This window comes from Streptomyces longhuiensis (assembly GCF_020616555.1).
GTDB lineage: Bacteria > Actinomycetota > Actinomycetes > Streptomycetales > Streptomycetaceae > Streptomyces > Streptomyces longhuiensis.
Genome location: NZ_CP085173.1, coordinates 5,623,171 through 5,639,862, shown reverse-complemented (window position 1 = coordinate 5,639,862; position 16,692 = coordinate 5,623,171). Strand labels below are relative to the sequence as shown.

Here is a 16,692-nt window from a genome sequence, read left to right as displayed (position 1 = left end):
CCGTCACCCCCGGTCCCGCTCGGCACGGGCGAGGCGCCCGAACCGCTCCGCCTGGAAGCGGTTGCCGGCCTTGCGGAACGCCTCCTCCGCGCGGCGGGCGAGCCTGGCGCGGTCGGCGCCGGACGGCATCAGGGCGCGCCCGCGGACGAGTTCACAGGCGTCGGCCCAGGAGTGGGCGGCCGCGAGGTGATCGCCCGCGGACTCGTGGACCTGCCCCAGTTCGGTGAGCAGGCCCAGGCGTAACGGGTCGGGGACGTGGTTGCGTTCGAGGCCCCTGCGGAGCACGGTCGCGGCGGCCTGGCCCTGCCCCGACGTCCTCAGCCGCCGCCCTTCCGCCAGCTCGGCCTCGCCCGGCTGCCGCACGACCGGCTTCTCCAGGACCACGTCCAGGGCCGCGATCACCTCCTCCGCGCTGCGGAACCGCTGCGCGGGCCGCGGTTCGAGCAGGCGCATCACGAGGGCGTCCAGGGCGGGCGGGACGAGGTTGTTGTGGACCGAGGGGCGTACGGGCGGCGCGCCCCGCTTCTGCTCCTGGAGCCAGTCGCCGTGCGCCGACTCGGGCAGCGTCGGTGGCGGTGTCAGATGCGCGTACGCGTGACGGCCGGTCAGGCCCTCGTACATCAGGAGCCCCAGCGAGTACAGGTCGGACTCGGGGACGCTGGATCCGGCCGCGGTCTCCGGCGCCATGTACTGGAGGGTGCCGACCGTGCCCGGGACGTGGCCGAGCTCCAGCATCCGGGCGGCCAGGCCGAAGTCGATGAGCCGGACCCAGTTGTCGCTGCCCAGGAGGACGTTGTCGGGCTTGAGGTCGCGGTGCAGCAGCGGCGGGTCCAGGCGGTGCAGCCCGCGCAGGGCCACGCAGATCTGCCGCGCCCACTTGACCAGCAGCGGTGCCGGGACGCGCCCCATCTCGGCGAACTGGCCGGCGAGGGTGGCCCCGGGAACGTACTCCATGGCGAGGAAGGCGCGGCCACCAAGCCCCTTGGCGAGGCCGCCGTCGTACACGTGCACGAGATGGCGGCGGGCCTCGGCGTCCGCCATGGTGTCCATCGCCTCGGCGAGCAGCAGGACGTCCTGGAACAGCTCCGCGGCGTTCTCCTCGGTCAGGCCCGAGCGCCGGGAGAGCTTGAGGGCCACACTGCGCACCGGATGGCCGAGGATGTACTGGTCGGCGCGGAAGACCGCCCCGAAACCGCCGCCTCCGATCCAGCCGCTCAGTGCGTAGCGACCGTCGACCACCCGGCCTTCGAGTCCGCGCAGGTCGGACTCATCCGGTGCGGCCTGGTTCATCGTGTGCGCCCCCCTCTCCGCTCCCGCCGGACTTGGTCAACCCGCCTTCCACAGAGGACAGTTCCACCCCGCCCGCCGGTTCCGGCGACAGGAAGCTCACCCGTGTACGGGGACCGCTTCCCGCCCCGTCCCGGCCGGAGAACAGGGCGTCACGCACGCCCGGCGGCGGTGGAGGCACGAAGTCGACGACGATCCGGTCGCAGGCCTGGAACTCCTGCGCCCGCTCCTCGGCCGCCGCGAGCACGGGGTTCTCGACCAGGTCGGAGAGGATCTTGGCCATGATGCGGCCGCCCTCGCGCCCGCCCGCCTCGGAGTTGAGGCGGTGGCCGAGCTCGCCCGCGTACTGGACCAGCTCCTCGGGGACGGTCAGTTCCTTCTCCCGCTTCTCGCGCCAGAAGGCCGCCTGCCGGTCGAGCACCTTGCGGCCGATGGCGGTCATCGCGTCGCCGCCGAGCGGGCGGAAGACGATGACGCGGCGGACGCGGGCCAAAAACTCGGGGGTGAAGACGGGTGTGCCGTCCCGGCTGCGCTCGGACGCGAGCTTGGCGCGTACGGCCGCGGAGATCTCCTCGTCCGAACTTCCTTCGCCCAGACGCGAGATGATCTCGTGCCCCGCGTTCGTGGTGAGGATGAAGATGGCGCGGTCGCCGTGCGCCTTGACGCCCCGCTGGTCGGTGATCCAGCCCTCGTCGAAGAGGTTGAGGAAGGGCCGCAGCACCTCGGGGTGCGCCTTCTCCGCCTCGTCGAGCAGGAACACGCAGTACGGGTCGCTGTTGAGCTCGTTGATGAGCCGCCCGCCGCGCTCGTGCCCCACGTAGCCCGGCGGTGAACCCAGGATGCCGGACACGCTGTGCGGCTCCGTGAAGTTCTCCATCGGGTACGTCTGCAGCCGCTTGGACGCCGAGTAGAGACCGGCGACCCGCTTGGCCAGCTCCGTCTTGCCGACGCCGGTCAGGCCCGCGAAGAGCAGCACCGACGCGGGCCCCGAACTGACCGCGGCCAGGCCCGCCTTGATGCGGCGCAGCTCGTCCGCGACCACCCGGACCGCCTGGTCCTGCCCGACGACCTCCGCGCCGAGCGCCGTCGCGTAGTCGACCCGCTCCCCGCCCGTGCCGGCGATCTGCTCGCGCGGCATCCCGGACAGCTCGGACACCACGTCGGCCACTTCGTCGAGCGTCACGGCGCTGCGCTCGTCGCCGTGCTGCCTGCGCGCGTAGTCGAGGTCCTCGCAGGCCCGGCGCAGCACCTTGACGGCGGACAGCGGCAGCCGCTGGTGCCGGACGAAGTCACCCGCGAGGACCACCGCCCTCGCCACCGCGTGGTGCTCGATCCGGATGCCGGTGAACTCCGTCTCCAGCGCGTCCGCCGCGAGGCGCACCATGGCCCGCGCCGCCTCCCGGTCCGGCTCGGCCATGTCGATGCGGCAGGTCAGCTCCTGGAGGACGTGGTCGGCGGCGACCAGGTCCTCGTAGTCGTGCTCGGCGAGCACCCCGATGAGGTGGATGCTGCGCTCCTTGAGGGCGCGGCGCAGCTCCAGCAGGTGGTCGGCGCCGTGCCGGCCGCGCAGCAGGGGGCCGAGCCCGTCGACGCAGACGACCAGGTCGGTGCGGCCCGCGACCTGGCCGATCAGGGCCGTCAGCTGCTCGCCGCTGCTTTCCGCGGCGACGTCCTTACAGTCCACGCGCAGGAACCGCTTGCGGCGCAGGAACGGGATCTCGCCGGTGGCGGCCCGCCGGGCGAGCTCGCGCAAAAGGGTGGTGGTGCCGATGCCGGGCAGGCCGGTGATCAGTACGTGGTTGTTCTCCGTACGGTGCAGGGCCCGGCACAGTGGCTCGAAGTAGCCGTCCAGGTGGGCGGCCGGGCCGATGGCCCCCGTCCTCGCGAGCCAGGTGAGGTCCTCGGAGGGCGGCAGGAACGCGGGCAGCCGGAAGGGCACCTCGCGGGGCGCCGCCGAACGGGTCTCGCCGAGTACGTCGCGCACGCTCTCGCGCAGCCGCTTGATGTCGAGGCGCAGCGGCTCGGCGGCCAGCACGGAGGCGAGACGCTGCGGCGGGCTGTCCAGGAGGGCCGCGAGCAGGTGCGGGGTGTCGATCTGCTCCGCGTCCCAGCGTGCGGCCGTCGTGCGCGCCGCGTGCAGCAGGTCCCGCAGGGACTCGCCGATCCCGTCGCGGTCGAGGCGCGGGGCGGTCGGGCTCCCCCGCTCGGTGATCCGGAACGCCTGGGTGATGATCTCCACGGCCTTCACCAGGCCGACCTGGAGCGGCAGCTGGAGCCTGAAGAGGCGCTCGGCGGGCCCTTCGGTCTCCGACAGGAGAGCCATCAGACAGTGCGGCGGGAGCAGACGGTCGTAGCCGAGCTCGGCGGCCCGTTGGGCGGCCAGCTCCAGGACGGCCCAGGCGTCGTTCGTGAACTCCTCGGAGCGCAGCCGGCCCGACGCGTCGTCGTACAGCTCGGGCGGCTCGTCGGCGTGGACCCCGACCTGCCTGCGCAGGGCCTCGGCGGCCAGGGGCAGATCGAGGAGCGGGGTCAGGAAGTCCCGCTCGTCCGCGGAGGGGGCGTCGAGCAGGCAGGCCAGCAGCAGCTCCAGGCGGACCTCGGCGGCCACCGCGTCCCGCGCGCACCGGGACTCGAACTCCTCGAATGCCGCGGCCAGTTCGGGACTCACATGGTCGCGCGCGCCGTCGAACGCGTAGCCGTTCCCCGGCGGGGCGTAGACGGCGACGGTCTCCAGGAGGTGGTGCGGGGCCGCACCCTCGGCGAGCGCGCCCTCGAACGCGGGGAGCACGGCGGGGTCGCGGGCGTCGAGGGCCGCGTGGAGGATGTCGCCGGGGCGTAAGCGCTCGGTGGCGCGCTCCGCGGCGGACAGCAGGACGGCGGCGGTGCGCTCGTCCCCGAGGGCGTCCGGATCGAGGAAGCCGTCCGTGAAGAGGCGCACGGAACGGCCTTCGGGACGGCCCACGAGATGCCCTTCGGGGCCGCCTTCGGGGCCGTTCCCGGGACTGTCCGGACTCTTTGCGGAATCGTGCTGCATCTTCGCGGCAGGCCGCGGCTTCACGACGTTTCGGGCCTGCCTGCCCACCTCCCCCGTGCACCGACCATGCTTCCACACGGAGTACGCGGGGTCCCTTTGCTACGCAAAAGAGGGGACAACTCGTTGGCTGAACGGCCGAGTTGATCCCCTCCCGCTACGACGTCAGGACGGCGCCTACCGCGATACGAACGGCTGGTCCGTGCGGACGATTTCGCGGCCGAGCGGCATCAGGGAGACCGGGATCAGCTTGAAGTTGGCGATGCCCAGGGGGATGCCGATGATCGTGATGCACTGCGCGATGCCCGTCACGATGTGGGCGAGAGCCAGCCACCAGCCGGCCAGGACCAGCCACAGCACGTTCCCGACGCAGGACGGGGCGCCCGCGTCATGGCGCTCGACCGTCGTATAGCCGAACGGCCACAGCGCGTACACACCGATCCTGAACGCCGCGATGCCGAACGGGATTCCGATGATCGTGATGCACAGGATCAGGCCCGCGACCATGTAGCCGAGGAACAGCCAGAAGCCGCTCAGCACTAGCCAAATGATGTTGAGGATTGTCTTCACCGGTGACGACCTGCCATCTGCTCTAGCCGGGCGATGCGCTCCGCCATCGGCGGATGCGTGGAGAACATCTTGGACATGCCCTGCCCGGGACGGAAAGGGTTCGCGATCATCATGTGACTTGCGGTCTCGATCCGCGGCTCCGGAGGGAGCGGCAACTGCTTGGTCCCCGCGTCGAGTTTGCGCAGGGCGCTGGCCAGGGACAGCGGGTCGCCGGTGAGCTGGGCGCCCGACGCGTCCGCCTCGTACTCCCGGGACCGGCTGATGGCGAGCTGGATGACCGTGGCGGCGATGGGGCCCAGGATCATGATCATCAGCATGCCGAGCAGGCCGGGGCCGTCGTCGTCGTTCGAACGGCCGACGGGGATCAGCCAGGCGAAGTTGACCAGGAACATGATCACCGAGGCGAGGGCGCCGGCGACCGACGAGATCAGGATGTCCCGGTTGTAGACGTGGCTCAGCTCGTGCCCGATGACGCCGCGCAGCTCGCGCTCGTCGAGGATCCGGAGGATGCCCTCGGTGCAGCACACCGCGGCGTTGCGCGGATTGCGGCCTGTCGCGAATGCGTTGGGCGCTTCCGTCGGCGAGATGTACAGGCGGGGCATCGGCTGGCGGGCCTGCGTCGACAGCTCGCGGACCATGCGGTAGAGCGCGGGGGCCTCGAACTCGCTCACGGGGCGCGCGCGCATCGCGCGCAGGGCCAGCTTGTCGCTGTTCCAGTACGCGTACGCGTTCGTCGCGAGGGCGATGCCGAGGCCCACGATCAGCCCCGTACGACCGAAGAAACTGCCGATGACGATGATGAGGGCCGACAGCCCCCCGAGGAGTACGGCGGTCTTCAGCCCGTTGTGCCGGCGGTGCACGGTACGCCCTCCATGTGGTGCGGCAGGGGAACCCTCTGCTTACTGGTGCTGGGTGCTTCCACGGTCCAGTGGACCCTCCTGTACTGGTCAACGCCAGACGAGGAGGACGAGTTCCCTTGTGCGCGCAGGGGGCATGTAGGCCGTACGGGTGGAGGGTGTCCGAGGCGGGGTCAGCGCTGTTCGGGGAGCCCGGCGAGCGCGAGGGCCTCGGGGTCGGCCTTGAGTTCGCTGGTGCAGTGGGAGCAACGGGTGGCGATCGCGGGGATCTGGCTGAAACAGCGCGGGCAGTCGCGCAGGGCGGCCTTGATGTCGACCGGCTTGCCGCGGTCGAGGCGGGCCTGGAACTTCATCATCGGGACGACGACGAGGAAGTAGAGCACCGCCGCCGTGATCACGAAGGCGATCGCCGCCGCGACGAACTTGCCGTACGGGAAGTCCGTGCCGTCGACCTGGAAGTGCGCCTCGCTGAAGTCACCGGTCGAGCGCGTGGCGAGGCCGATGAGCGGGGCGATGAACGCCGTGCTGAAGCCCGTGACGACGGCAGTGAATGCGGAACCCACGGCGAGGCCGATCGCCATGGTCACGATGTTCCCGCGAAGGATGAAGTCCTTGAACCCGCTCAGCACGGCAGTGTCTCCCTGGTGTACGACATTGAGGTCGCTACGAGGGTGCCTAGAAGAGGCCCGTCGACGCAAAACGGAGAACCATCTGAGGTGCACCCGACAGGACGACCCCGATGACGGCGGTGAGCCCGATCGCCGCGGTGAGCGGTGCCGGAATCCGCTGTACCGCCTGCTCGCCCTCGGCGGGGCGGAACAGGGTCGCCGTCCACTGAAGGTAGTAGTAGAGCGCGATCACGACGTTGACGGCCATGACGACGGCGAGCCAGCCGAGGCCCGCGTCGACGGCCGCCGAGAAGACGGTGACCTTCGCGAAGAGGCCGATGATGCCGGGCGGCAGGCCCGCGAGGCAGAGCAGGAAGAACCCGAGGACCAGGGCGGCCAGCGGCCGGGACCGGTACAGGCCGCGGTAGTCGCTGAGGCGGTTCAGGGGCTTCGTGCGGGCCACGAGGGCGGCCACGGCGAAGGCACCGAGGTTCACGGCGGCGTACATGAGGGCGTACGCGACGGTGGAGCCGATGGCCTTGTCGGCGTCCTTGGAATAGGCGGCCGCGGCGATCGGGACGAGGAGATAGCCGGCCTGGCCCACCGAGGACCAGGCGAGCAGGCGTACCGCGCTGTACGCGCGCGTGGCCTGCTGCCGCAGGGCCGCGACGTTGCCCACGGTCATGGTGAGCGCGGCGAGCGCGGCCAGGGCCGGGCCCCACACGTCGGCGTAGGACGGGAAGGCGACGACGGTGACGAGGATGATCCCGGAGAAGCCGACCGCCTTGCCGATCACCGACAAGTAGGCGGCGATCGGGAGCGGGGCTCCTACGTAGGTGTCGGGCACCCAGAAGTGGAAGGGGGCGGCGGCGGTCTTGAAGGCGAAGCCGACCAGGGTGAGGGCGACGCCCGCCTGGGCCAGGGTGTGGAACTGTCCGTCGACGTGCGTCAGGGCGGTGGCGATCCTCGTGAGGTGCAGCGTGCCCGTCGTCGCGTAGACGAAGCTCACGCCCAGGAGGGTGACCGCGGTCGCCGTGACCGAGGACAGGAAGAACTTCAGGGCCGCTTCCGAGGAGCGCCGGTCGTCGCGCTTGATGCCCACGAGGGCGAACGCCGGCAGGGACGCCACTTCCAGGGCGACGACAAGGGTGGCCAGGTCGCGCGACGCGGGGAGCAGCGCGGCGCCCGCGGCGGAGGACAGGAGCAGGAACCAGAACTCTCCCTCGGGGAGCGCCCGGGGCGTGTTCTTCGCGTCCTTGATGCCGGTGATGGACAGCAGCGCGGTCAGCAGGGCGCCGGCCAGGACGAGGAACTGGATGACGAGCGTGAAGTGGTCGGCCGTGTAGCTGCACGCGGCCTGCTCGCCCTCGAGCGTCTTGAGGCAGAAGGTCGAGCGGTCGCCGTCCAGAAGGGGCAGCAGCGCGAGCGCGGCGGCAGCCAGACCCGCGACGGAGACCCAGCCGAGCAGGGCCTTCCTGCGCTCGCCGAGGAACAGGTCCGCGACGAGCACCACGAGGGCGACGACCGCCGCGATGGTGGGCGGCGCGATCGCGAGCCAGTCGACGGACTGGACGAGGGACGCCACGGACGGCGCGGCGACGGCGGTCACTGGATGCCTCCTGCGAGGAGCTTCTGCACGGCCGGGTCGGTGAGGCCGATCAGGGCCGCGGGCCAGAGCCCGCCGACGACGGTGAGGGCGACGAGCGGGGTCCAGGCGGCGAACTCGTAGCCCTGGACGTCGGCGAGCTTCGGCGCCTCGGCCTCGTGCGGGCCCATGCAGACCCGGCGGACGACGGCGAGCATGTACGCGGCGGTGAGCAGCGTGCCGAACGCGGCGATCGCCATGAACGTGAGGAACGCGGGGCGGCTCAGGTCGGCGGCCGGCTTGAACGCGCCGAACAGGGCGAGCATCTCGCCCCAGAACCCGGCGAGGCCCGGCAGCCCGAGGGAGGCGACGGCGGCGAAGGCGAGGAGCCCGCCGAGGCGGGGCGCCTTGCCGTAGAGCGCCATGCCGCCCTGCTGGGCGAGCGTGTCGAGGTCCGTGCTGCCCGTGCGGTCCTTGAGGGCACCGACGAGGAAGAACAGCAGGCCGGTGATGAGGCCGTGGGCGATGTTCGCGAAGAGCGCGCCGTTGACGCCGGTCGGCGACATCGTCGAGATGCCGAGCAGGACGAAGCCCATGTGCCCGACGGACGAGTACGCGATGAGGCGCTTGAGGTCGCCCTTGGCGCCGGGCCGTGCGAGGGCGAGGCAGGCCAGGGACCCGTAGATGATCCCGACGACGGCGAACGCGGCGAGGTACGGCGCGAAGGTGTGCATGCCGTCGGGCGTCACCGGCAGCAGGATCCGCACGAACCCGTACGTGCCCATCTTGAGCAGCACGCCGGCGAGGAGGACCGAGCCGACGGTGGGCGCGGCGGTGTGGGCGTCGGGCAGCCAGCTGTGCAGCGGCCACATCGGCGTCTTGACCGCGAGCCCGATCCCGATCGCCAGAACGGCGGTGACCTGCACGGACATGCTCAGGCCCCGGCCGCTGTCAGAGGCGAGTGCCACCATGTCGAAGGTGCCGGACTTGAGTCCGATGAGGAGGATGCCGAGCAGCATCACGACGGAGCCGAGGAGCGTGAAGAGGATGAACTTCCAGGCAGCCTCGGCCCGTCGCTCACCGCCCCAGCGGGCGATGAGGAAGTACATCGGGATGAGGACCATCTCGAAGGCGAGGAAGAAGAGCAGCAGGTCGAGCACGGCGAAGGTCGCGAGGGTGCCGGACTCCAGCAGGAGGATCAGCGCGACGAATGCCCTGGGGGACGGGCCCTTCGGCATCTTGAAGTAGCTGTACAGCGCGCAGAGGAAGGTCAGCAGCGCGGTCAGGACCAGGAGGGGGAGCGAGATGCCGTCGATGCCGAGGTGGATCCGCACGTCGAGTGCGGGGATCCAGCTGATGTCGGTCGTGGCCTGCATCTTTGACGGGTGGTCATGGTCGAAGCCGAGCGCGAGGACGATCGCGGCGATGAGGATCACGCCGGTCACGGTCACGCCGTGGCGGAGCACGGCCTGGTCCGGGGACTTCCCCTTCAGCCCGGGCGGGGCCGGGAGAAGAGCGGCGACGGCGCCGACGAGCGGGCCGACGACGATCAGTGCGAGAAGGAACTGCATCACGGATTCGCTGATATCGATCACGGCTGCTCACGCTCCGGCGGTGGCGACGAGGACGACGGCGATCGCCAGGACGACGGTCCCTGCGAGCAGGGCGCTGAGATAGGTCTGCACGTTGCCGGTCTGGGCACGGCGGACGGCCCGGCCCAGCCAGTTGGGTACGGCGCCGGCGCCGCGCACATAGGTCTCGACGACCTCGTGGTCGAGGAAGCGGACCAATGAGGCCGCGGCCATGACCGGCCGGACGAACAGGGCCGCGTAGACGGCGTCCAGGTGGAAGCCGGTGGCCGCGTGGCGGTGCAGCGGGCCGAGCAGGAGACGGCCCGGGTCCGCCGGATCGGGGGCGTAGGCGATGTCCCCGTACGCGGCCGCGTGGGTCGCGATGGCCTCGGCCTCGACGACGCCGCCGTCCGCGTCGGGGTGGGCGGCCACGGCGCCGAGCGGGGCGCCCGCGGCGAGGGCCGTGGTGTGGCGCCAGGCCGCGTAGGTGACGAGCCCGCCGACGAGGGCGACGCCCGTGCCGAGGACGGAGGTGGTGAGCGTCGGGGTCAGCGAACGGCCGTCGAACCAGTCGGGCACGACACCGACGGTGAGACCGAAGGCGAGCGAGGGGATCGCCAGGACCCACAGGACGGCGTTCATCACGAAGGGCTGCTTGCCGTGGTCCGGGGCCTCGGCGCCGTGGCCCCGGAAGGCCAGGAGCCACAGGCGCGTGGCGTACGCGGCGGTGAGCAGAGCCGTGAGAAGGCCGGACACGAGGACGATCCAGCCCGCCGAGGACGGGATCGCCTCGGCGTGGCCGGTGGCCACGTGCTCGGCGGAGCCGAGGACGGCCTCCTTGGAGAAGAAGCCGCTGAACGGCGGGATCGCGGCGAGCGCGAGGAGCGCCACGGTCATCGTCCAGTAGGCGTCGGGGACGCGGTCGCGCAGGCCCTTCATACGGGACATGGCGGCGAGCGAGTTGGTGCCGGCGGCGTGGATGACCACGCCCGCCCCGAGGAACAGCAGCGCCTTGAAGGCGCCGTGCGACAGGAGGTGGAAGACGGCGGCGCCGCGGTCGCCGACGGCGAGGGCGCCGGTCATGTAGCCGAGCTGGCCGATCGTCGAGTACGCGAGGACGCGCTTGATGTCGTCCTGCGCGAGGGCGGCGAGCGCCGAGCCGGTCATCGTGACGGCGGCCATGACGGCGAGGACGACCAGGGCGGCGCCGGAGGCGGCGAAGACGGGGAGGAGCCGGGCGACGAAGTAGACACCGGCGGCGACCATCGTCGCGGCGTGGATCAGCGCGGAGACCGGCGTGGGGCCGGCCATCGCGTCGGGCAGCCAGGTGTGCAGCGGGAACTGCGCGGACTTGCCCGCCACTCCCGCGAGGAGCAGCAGCGCGATCAGCGTGGGGTGGTCGAGGCCGCCGCTCGCGACGGCACCGAGGACCGTCGTGATGCGGAAGGACCCGGCGTCCACGGCGAGCGCGAACAGGCCGATCAGGAAGGGGACGTCGCCGAGCTTGGTGACCAGGAAGGCCTTGAGGGACGCGGCGCGCGCCTGCGGTGTCTCCCAGTAGTGGCCGACGAGGAAGTACGAGCAGATGCCCATGACTTCCCAGCCGACGAGCAGCACCATCAGGTCGCCCGAGTAGACGACGAGAAGCATCGCGGAGGTGAAGAGGGAGACGAGCGCGGCGTACGACGGGTAGCGCGGGTCGTCGCGCAGGTAGGCCGTCGAGTAGATCTGCACGCACGACGCGACGACGCAGACCAGGACGGCGACGAGCGCGGCGAAGCCGTCGATGTGCAGGGCGAGCTCGATGGGGACCGAGCCCGTCGGGGTGAGTTCGGTGGCCGAGTCGATGCTCGCGCCGCCGCCCTGGCGCACGGCGACGAGGACGGTGAGGGCGAGCGCCGCGAGGGTCGGCAGCACGGCGAGGGGCCGTACGAAGCCGGGCGCGGTGCGGCCCAGGAGCAGTCCGGCCGCGGCGGCGAGGAACGGGAGGACGGGGACGAGTACGGCGAGGGTCGTGGTGGTCACGCGGTGGCCTCGGCCTTCTCGTCCGTGACGGCCTCGGCGCCGGCGTCCGGTGCGGAGCCGTCGGGCGCGGAACCGTCGGGTCCGCCGTCGTCCGGGGACTCGGCGGTGTCACGGAGCTTGTCGATGTCGGAGGTGCCGCGGCCGCGGTACACGGCGAGCACGATCGCGAGGCCGATGCCGATCTCGGCCGCGGCGATGGCGATGGTGAACAGCGTCAGCGCCTGGCCGGAGTGGAGGGTGTCGCGGGCCGCCTTGCTGAGCCAGACGTCGAAGGCGACGAGGTTGAGGTTGACGGCGTTGAGCATCAGCTCGACGGACATCAGGACCAGGATCGCGTTGCGGCGGGCCAGCACTCCGTACAGGCCCGTGCAGAAGAGCAGGGCGGAGAGGACGGCGGGATAGGCGAGATGCATCAGCGGTTCCCCTCCCGGGCCTTGGTGTCCGTGCCCTGCGCCTTGGTGTCCGTGTCCTGTGCGCCGGTGGTCCTGCGGGACAGGACGATCGCGCCGACGAGGGCCGCGAGCAGCAGGACCGAGAGCGCCTCGAAGGGCAGCACCCAGTGCTGGAAGAGGATGGATCCGGTCACCGCGGTGCTGCCCTGGGGCACGCCGTCGAGGTCGACCCAGGTGGTGCGGAAGGCGTCCACGACGACCCAGACGAGGGCGGCGGCCGCGGCGACGGCGACCGTCAGCGCGGCCCACCGGTTGCCCGAGTCGGCGTCCGGGGAGCGGCCGATGGGCGCCCTCGTGAGCATCAGTCCGAACAGGAGGAGGACGACGACGGATCCGACGTAGATGAGGACCTGCACCCAGGCGATGAACTCGGCGGTGAGCAGCAGGTACTCGACGGCTAGGCCGCCGAGGGCGACGACCAGCCACAGGGCCGCGTGCACCAGCTGCTTGGTGGTGACGGTGACGATCGCGGCGCCGAAGGTGACCAGGCCGACGAGGAGGAACGCGATCTCGACACCTGTCGGCGAGAGGAATCCGTGGGTCTGCGTGGCCGCGGTGGCGGCCGCTGCGACGGGGGTCACGCGGGTCCCTCCTCTCCGGGTGTGGGTTCGCCGGGCGTGGGTTCGCCGGGTACGGCTTCTTCCGCGGCGGCGGCCTGCGCGGCGGCCAGCTTGTCGGCGGCCTTGCGGGCGGCGGCGAGTTCCTTGGGTTCCTCGGCCGCCGGGTCGAGCGCGGGCGGGGCCGGGACCGTCCACATCCACTCGCGGAGCCGGTCGCGTTCGTGGGTGAGTTCGTGGATGTCCGTCTCCGCGTACTCGAACTCCGGGGACCAGAACAGCGCGTCGAAGGGACACACCTCGATGCAGATGCCGCAGTACATGCACAGGGCGAAGTCGATGGCGAAACGGTCGAGGACGTTGCGGCTGCGCTCGCGGCCGCCCTCGACGGCGGCCGGCACCGTCTCCTTGTGGGAGTCGATGTAGATGCACCAGTCGGGGCACTCGCGGGCGCACAGCATGCAGACCGTGCAGTTCTCCTCGAACAGGCCGATGACACCACGGGTGCGCGGCGGCAGTTCGGGCTGGACGTCCGGGTACTGCTCGGTGACGGTCTTGCGCGTCATCGTGCGGAGGGTGACGGCAAGGCCCTTGGCGAGACCCGCGCCGGGGATGCGGGGACGGGAGGGCGGGAGTGACTCGGTCACTGGTTGATCGCCACCTTCACGATTCCGGTGAGCGCGATCTGCGCGAGTGCCAGGGGGACGAGGAGGGTCCAGGAGAGCTTCTGGAGCTGGTCCTCGCGGAGACGGGGGTAGGTGACGCGCAGCCAGATCACGATGAACGCGAGGACGGCCGCCTTCAGCAGCGTCCAGACCCAGCCGAGGCCGTCGGCGCCCCACGGCCCGTGCCAGCCGCCCAGGAACAGGACGGTGGTGAGGCCGCACAGGACGACGATCCCGGCGTACTCGGCGAGCAGGAACAGGGCGAAGCGCAGGCCGGTGTACTCGGTGTACGCGCCGAAGATGATCTCGGAGTCGGCGACCGGCATGTCGAAGGGCGGGCGCTGGAGTTCGGCGAGGCCCGCCACGAAGAAGACGAGGGCGCCGACGATCTGCCACGGCACCCACCACCACTCGAACGCGTCGATGATGCCGGGCAGCGAGACGGTGCCGGCGGCCATCGCGACCGAGGCGGCGGCGAGCAGCATCGGCAGTTCGTAGGCGAGGAGCTGCGCGGCGGTGCGCAGGCCGCCCAGGAGGGAGAACTTGTTGGCCGACGCCCAGCCCGCCATGAGCGAGCCGAGCACTCCGACGCCCATGACGGCGAGTACGAAGAAGATGCCGGCGTCGACGACCTGGCCGACCGCACCCTCGCTCGGGCCGATGGGGATGGCGAGCAGGACGAGGAGGTACGGCAGGAGCGCGACGGCGGGCGCGAGCTGGAAGATGCGGCGGTCCGCGTCGGCGGGGACGACGTCTTCCTTCTGCGCGAACTTCACGCCGTCGGCGACGAGCTGGGCCCACCCGTGGAAGCCGCCCGCGTACATGGGGCCGAGGCGGCCCTGCATGTGCGCCATCACCTTGTGCTCGGTCTGACCGACGACAAGGGGCAGGACGAGGAAGGCGACGAAGACGACGATGAGCCGCAGAGCGACGTCGAGAACGTCGTTCACTCCGTTCCTCCTGAGGGGGTTTCGGGATTTTCGGGGGCTTCGGGGGTGGTGTCCGGGGCTTCGGCCGCGTCCGGGGTTTCGGAGGTAGCCGGGCCTTCGGGTGCGTGCGAGGTTCCGGAGGTAGCCGGGGCTTCCGGAGCTTCGGACGTAGCCGGAGCATCCGGAGCGTCCGGGGCTTCGGGGCCGTCCGGGGTTCCCGAGGTAGCCGGGGTTCCGCAGGTAGCCGGGGCTTCCGGGGCGTCCGGGGTTCCGGAGGCAGCCGGGGCTTCCGGGGCGTCCGGGGTTCCGGAGGCAGCCGGGGCTTCCGGAGCTTCGGACGTAGCCGGAGCATCCGGAGCGTCCGGGGCTTCGGGTGCGTCCGGGGTTCCGGAGGTAGCCGGGGCTTCCGGAGCTTCGGACGTAGCCGGAGCATCCGGGGCGTCCGGGGCGTCCGGGGCTTCGGAGGAAGCCGGAGCATCCGGCGCGTCCTGACTCCCGGGGGAAGCCGGAGCATCCGGCGCGTCCGGGGTTCCAGAGGAAGCCGAGGCATCCGGCGCACCCGATGTCTCCGGCGTGGGCTCCTCCGGCGCGGCCGGTTTCGGCTCGTCGAAGGCCGGGCGGGCGTGGTGCCAGGGCGCGTCACCGGTGGCACCGGACTTGCCCGCGGCGTCCGGCTTCGGCGCCGCGGGAGTCTCGGGCGCCGCGGAAGTCCTGGGCCCCGCCGGGCTCTCAGTCACCGCAGGGGCCCCAGGAGTTGCCGGTGCCCCAGGAGTTGTTGCCGGTGCCTCAGGCGTTGTCGGCGTCTGCGAAGCCGACCCCTGCGACGCGCTCCGTGAGCGCCTCGGCGGCGCGGCGGCCGCCGCGTCCGTGCCGGCCGGGGCGGCCTGACTCGCCGACCCCTCCCCCGCCGTGCGCGTCCGCCGCACCGGACGGTCGCCCGCCGCGCGGCCCGCGCCACGGGCCGGGCGGGCCGGAGCGGGCGGAAGCTGGCCCTTCAGCGGGCCCCACTCGTTCGGGTCCGGAACACCCGGCGGCAGCATCTGCCGCCGCTTCGGCCCGCCGTGCCCCGCTCCCGCCGCAGCCTCACCCGGCTCCTTGGCGCCGGGCCACGCCTTCACGACCCGCGCCGCGAGCACGAAGTCCTTGCGCAGGGGATGGCCCTCGAAGCCGTCGGGGAGGAGGAGCGGCACCAGGTGCGGGTGGCCCTCGAAGCGGACGCCGAACATCTCGTGCGTCTCGCGCTCGTGCCAGCCCGCGCCCGCGTACACGTCGACCGCGGTGGCCAGGACAGGGGCGTCGTGCGGCACGGTCGTGCGCAGGAGCAGCCGGCGTACGGGAGACAGGGCGACGACGTGCGCGCAGACGCGGAAACCGGTGCCGGGCTCGTCGACCGCGCTCAGCCAGTCGAAGTAGGTGCAGCCCAGCGTGGTGCGGGCCGTTTCGAGGGCGGCGATCCACGTGGCCGCCGGAACATCGACGGTGAGGACCTCGTACGACTCCTCGGCCGTGGCGTCCGGGCCGAAGAGCTCCTCGACGGGTCGGGGCAGCCAGCCGGTCACCGCTCACCCTCCCCGGAGTCGTCGCGCGCCGGGACCGGCGGCTTCACGAGGCCGCTGCTGAGGGCGGCAGCCGACGGCCGTCCCGCCGCCGCGTCGGCGCCGTAGCGCTCGCCGAGCGACTCGCGCGCGATCTTCTCCTGAAGCTTGAGGATGCCCTGGAGCAGCGCCTCCGGCCGCGGCGGGCACCCAGGCACGTACACATCGACCGGGATGATCTGGTCGACGCCCTTGGTGACCGAGTACGAGTCCCAGTACGGGCCGCCGCAGTTGGAGCAGGCGCCGAACGAGATGACGTACTTGGGCTCGGGCATCTGTTCGTACAGGCGCTTCACGGCCGGGGCCATCTTGTCCGTGACCGTGCCGGAGACGACCATCAGGTCGGCCTGGCGCGGGCCCGGCGCGAAGGGGATGACGCCGAGGCGGATGAAGTCGTGCCGCGCCATGGACGCCGCGATGAACTCGATGGCGCAGCAGGCCAGGCCGAAGTTGAAGACCCAGAGCGAGTAGCGGCGGCCCCAGTTGAGGACCACCTTCATCGGCTCGGGGGCCAGGCGGGACAGCACACCCAGCTTCTTCGGGCTGACGGGCTCCGGCAGGAGCACGGGCTCCGAGGGGGTCACGTCCATGTGAGGACGCCCTTCTTGTATGCGTACAGCAGGCCCACGGCGAGGAAGCCGAGGAAGATGAACATCTCCACGAGCGTCGCCGCGCCGAACTGCGGATCGGCGAAGACGGTCGCCCACGGGAAGAGGAAGATCGAGTCGACGGCGAAGATGACGTAGAGGAACGCGTAGACGTAGTAGCGGACCTGGGTGTGGGCCCAGCCTTCGCCGACGGGGTCGACGCCGCACTCGTACGTCAGGAGTTTCTCGGGGGTCGGCACGACCGGCCGCAGCAGCCGTCCCGCGCCGAAGGCGACGGCCACGAACAGGACGCCCACGACGGCGATCACGCCGACGACGGAGTACGTCTGGAAGTAGTCCGCGGCGACCATGG

15 protein-coding genes are annotated in these 16,692 nt (G+C 71.6%); all 15 read right to left on the bottom strand.

Annotated features, from left to right (window positions below):
- Positions 1-3: 3 nt before the first annotated feature.
- Positions 4-1,290: a serine/threonine-protein kinase gene (locus tag LGI35_RS26115; RefSeq protein WP_227296748.1), complete on the bottom strand. Its 1,287-nt coding sequence runs from the start codon at positions 1,288-1,290 to the stop codon at positions 4-6.
- Positions 1,268-4,249, bottom strand: a complete 2,982-nt coding sequence (locus LGI35_RS26110; RefSeq protein ID WP_227296747.1) for an AAA family ATPase — start codon at positions 4,247-4,249, stop codon at positions 1,268-1,270. Before LGI35_RS26110 ends, LGI35_RS26115 begins: the two co-directional genes overlap by 23 nt.
- Positions 4,250-4,495: 246 nt before the next feature.
- Complete coding sequence (locus tag LGI35_RS26105) at positions 4,496-4,888, bottom strand: YccF domain-containing protein (protein ID WP_227296746.1); 393 nt, start codon at positions 4,886-4,888, stop codon at positions 4,496-4,498.
- A complete protein-coding gene (htpX, locus tag LGI35_RS26100) occupies positions 4,885-5,748 on the bottom strand; it encodes a zinc metalloprotease HtpX (RefSeq protein ID WP_227296745.1) in 864 nt (287 codons plus the stop codon). Before htpX ends, LGI35_RS26105 begins: the two co-directional genes overlap by 4 nt.
- 170 nt (positions 5,749-5,918) lie before the next feature.
- Entirely contained in the window at positions 5,919-6,374 is a 456-nt protein-coding gene (locus LGI35_RS26095) for an MscL family protein (RefSeq protein ID WP_116511154.1), read from the bottom strand.
- Positions 6,375-6,420: 46 nt separating this feature from the next.
- Complete coding sequence (locus LGI35_RS26090) at positions 6,421-7,962, bottom strand: NADH-quinone oxidoreductase subunit N (protein WP_227296744.1); 1,542 nt, start codon at positions 7,960-7,962, stop codon at positions 6,421-6,423.
- A complete protein-coding gene (locus LGI35_RS26085) occupies positions 7,959-9,533 on the bottom strand; it encodes a complex I subunit 4 family protein (RefSeq protein ID WP_227296743.1) in 1,575 nt (524 codons plus the stop codon). Before LGI35_RS26085 ends, LGI35_RS26090 begins: the two co-directional genes overlap by 4 nt.
- Positions 9,534-9,539: 6 nt before the next feature.
- Complete coding sequence (locus LGI35_RS26080) at positions 9,540-11,534, bottom strand: NADH-quinone oxidoreductase subunit 5 family protein (protein WP_227296742.1); 1,995 nt, start codon at positions 11,532-11,534, stop codon at positions 9,540-9,542.
- A complete protein-coding gene (gene nuoK, locus LGI35_RS26075; protein WP_227296741.1) occupies positions 11,531-11,947 on the bottom strand; it encodes an NADH-quinone oxidoreductase subunit NuoK in 417 nt (138 codons plus the stop codon). The genes LGI35_RS26080 and nuoK overlap by 4 nt, the downstream gene beginning before the upstream one ends.
- Positions 11,947-12,567 carry an NADH-quinone oxidoreductase subunit J family protein gene (locus tag LGI35_RS26070; protein WP_227296740.1) on the bottom strand — a complete coding sequence of 207 codons (621 nt, stop codon included), beginning with the start codon at positions 12,565-12,567 and terminating at the stop codon, positions 11,947-11,949. The genes nuoK and LGI35_RS26070 overlap by 1 nt, the downstream gene beginning before the upstream one ends.
- On the bottom strand, positions 12,564-13,190 hold the full coding sequence (locus LGI35_RS26065; protein ID WP_227296739.1) for a NuoI/complex I 23 kDa subunit family protein: 627 nt from the start codon (positions 13,188-13,190) through the stop codon (positions 12,564-12,566). Before LGI35_RS26065 ends, LGI35_RS26070 begins: the two co-directional genes overlap by 4 nt.
- Positions 13,187-14,158: a complex I subunit 1/NuoH family protein gene (locus tag LGI35_RS26060; protein ID WP_227296738.1), complete on the bottom strand. Its 972-nt coding sequence runs from the start codon at positions 14,156-14,158 to the stop codon at positions 13,187-13,189. Before LGI35_RS26060 ends, LGI35_RS26065 begins: the two co-directional genes overlap by 4 nt.
- The gene (locus LGI35_RS26055; RefSeq protein WP_227296737.1) at positions 14,155-15,696 is read right to left on the bottom strand and encodes an NADH-quinone oxidoreductase subunit C; all 1,542 of its coding nucleotides are present in this window, start codon (positions 15,694-15,696) and stop codon (positions 14,155-14,157) included. The genes LGI35_RS26060 and LGI35_RS26055 overlap by 4 nt, the downstream gene beginning before the upstream one ends.
- Positions 15,693-16,322 carry an NADH-quinone oxidoreductase subunit B gene (locus LGI35_RS26050; RefSeq protein ID WP_116511172.1) on the bottom strand — a complete coding sequence of 210 codons (630 nt, stop codon included), beginning with the start codon at positions 16,320-16,322 and terminating at the stop codon, positions 15,693-15,695. Before LGI35_RS26050 ends, LGI35_RS26055 begins: the two co-directional genes overlap by 4 nt.
- Positions 16,313-16,690, bottom strand: coding sequence for an NADH-quinone oxidoreductase subunit A (locus LGI35_RS26045; protein WP_227300508.1), 378 nt, complete (start codon positions 16,688-16,690; stop codon positions 16,313-16,315). The genes LGI35_RS26050 and LGI35_RS26045 overlap by 10 nt, the downstream gene beginning before the upstream one ends.
- Positions 16,691-16,692: the final 2 nt, after the last annotated feature.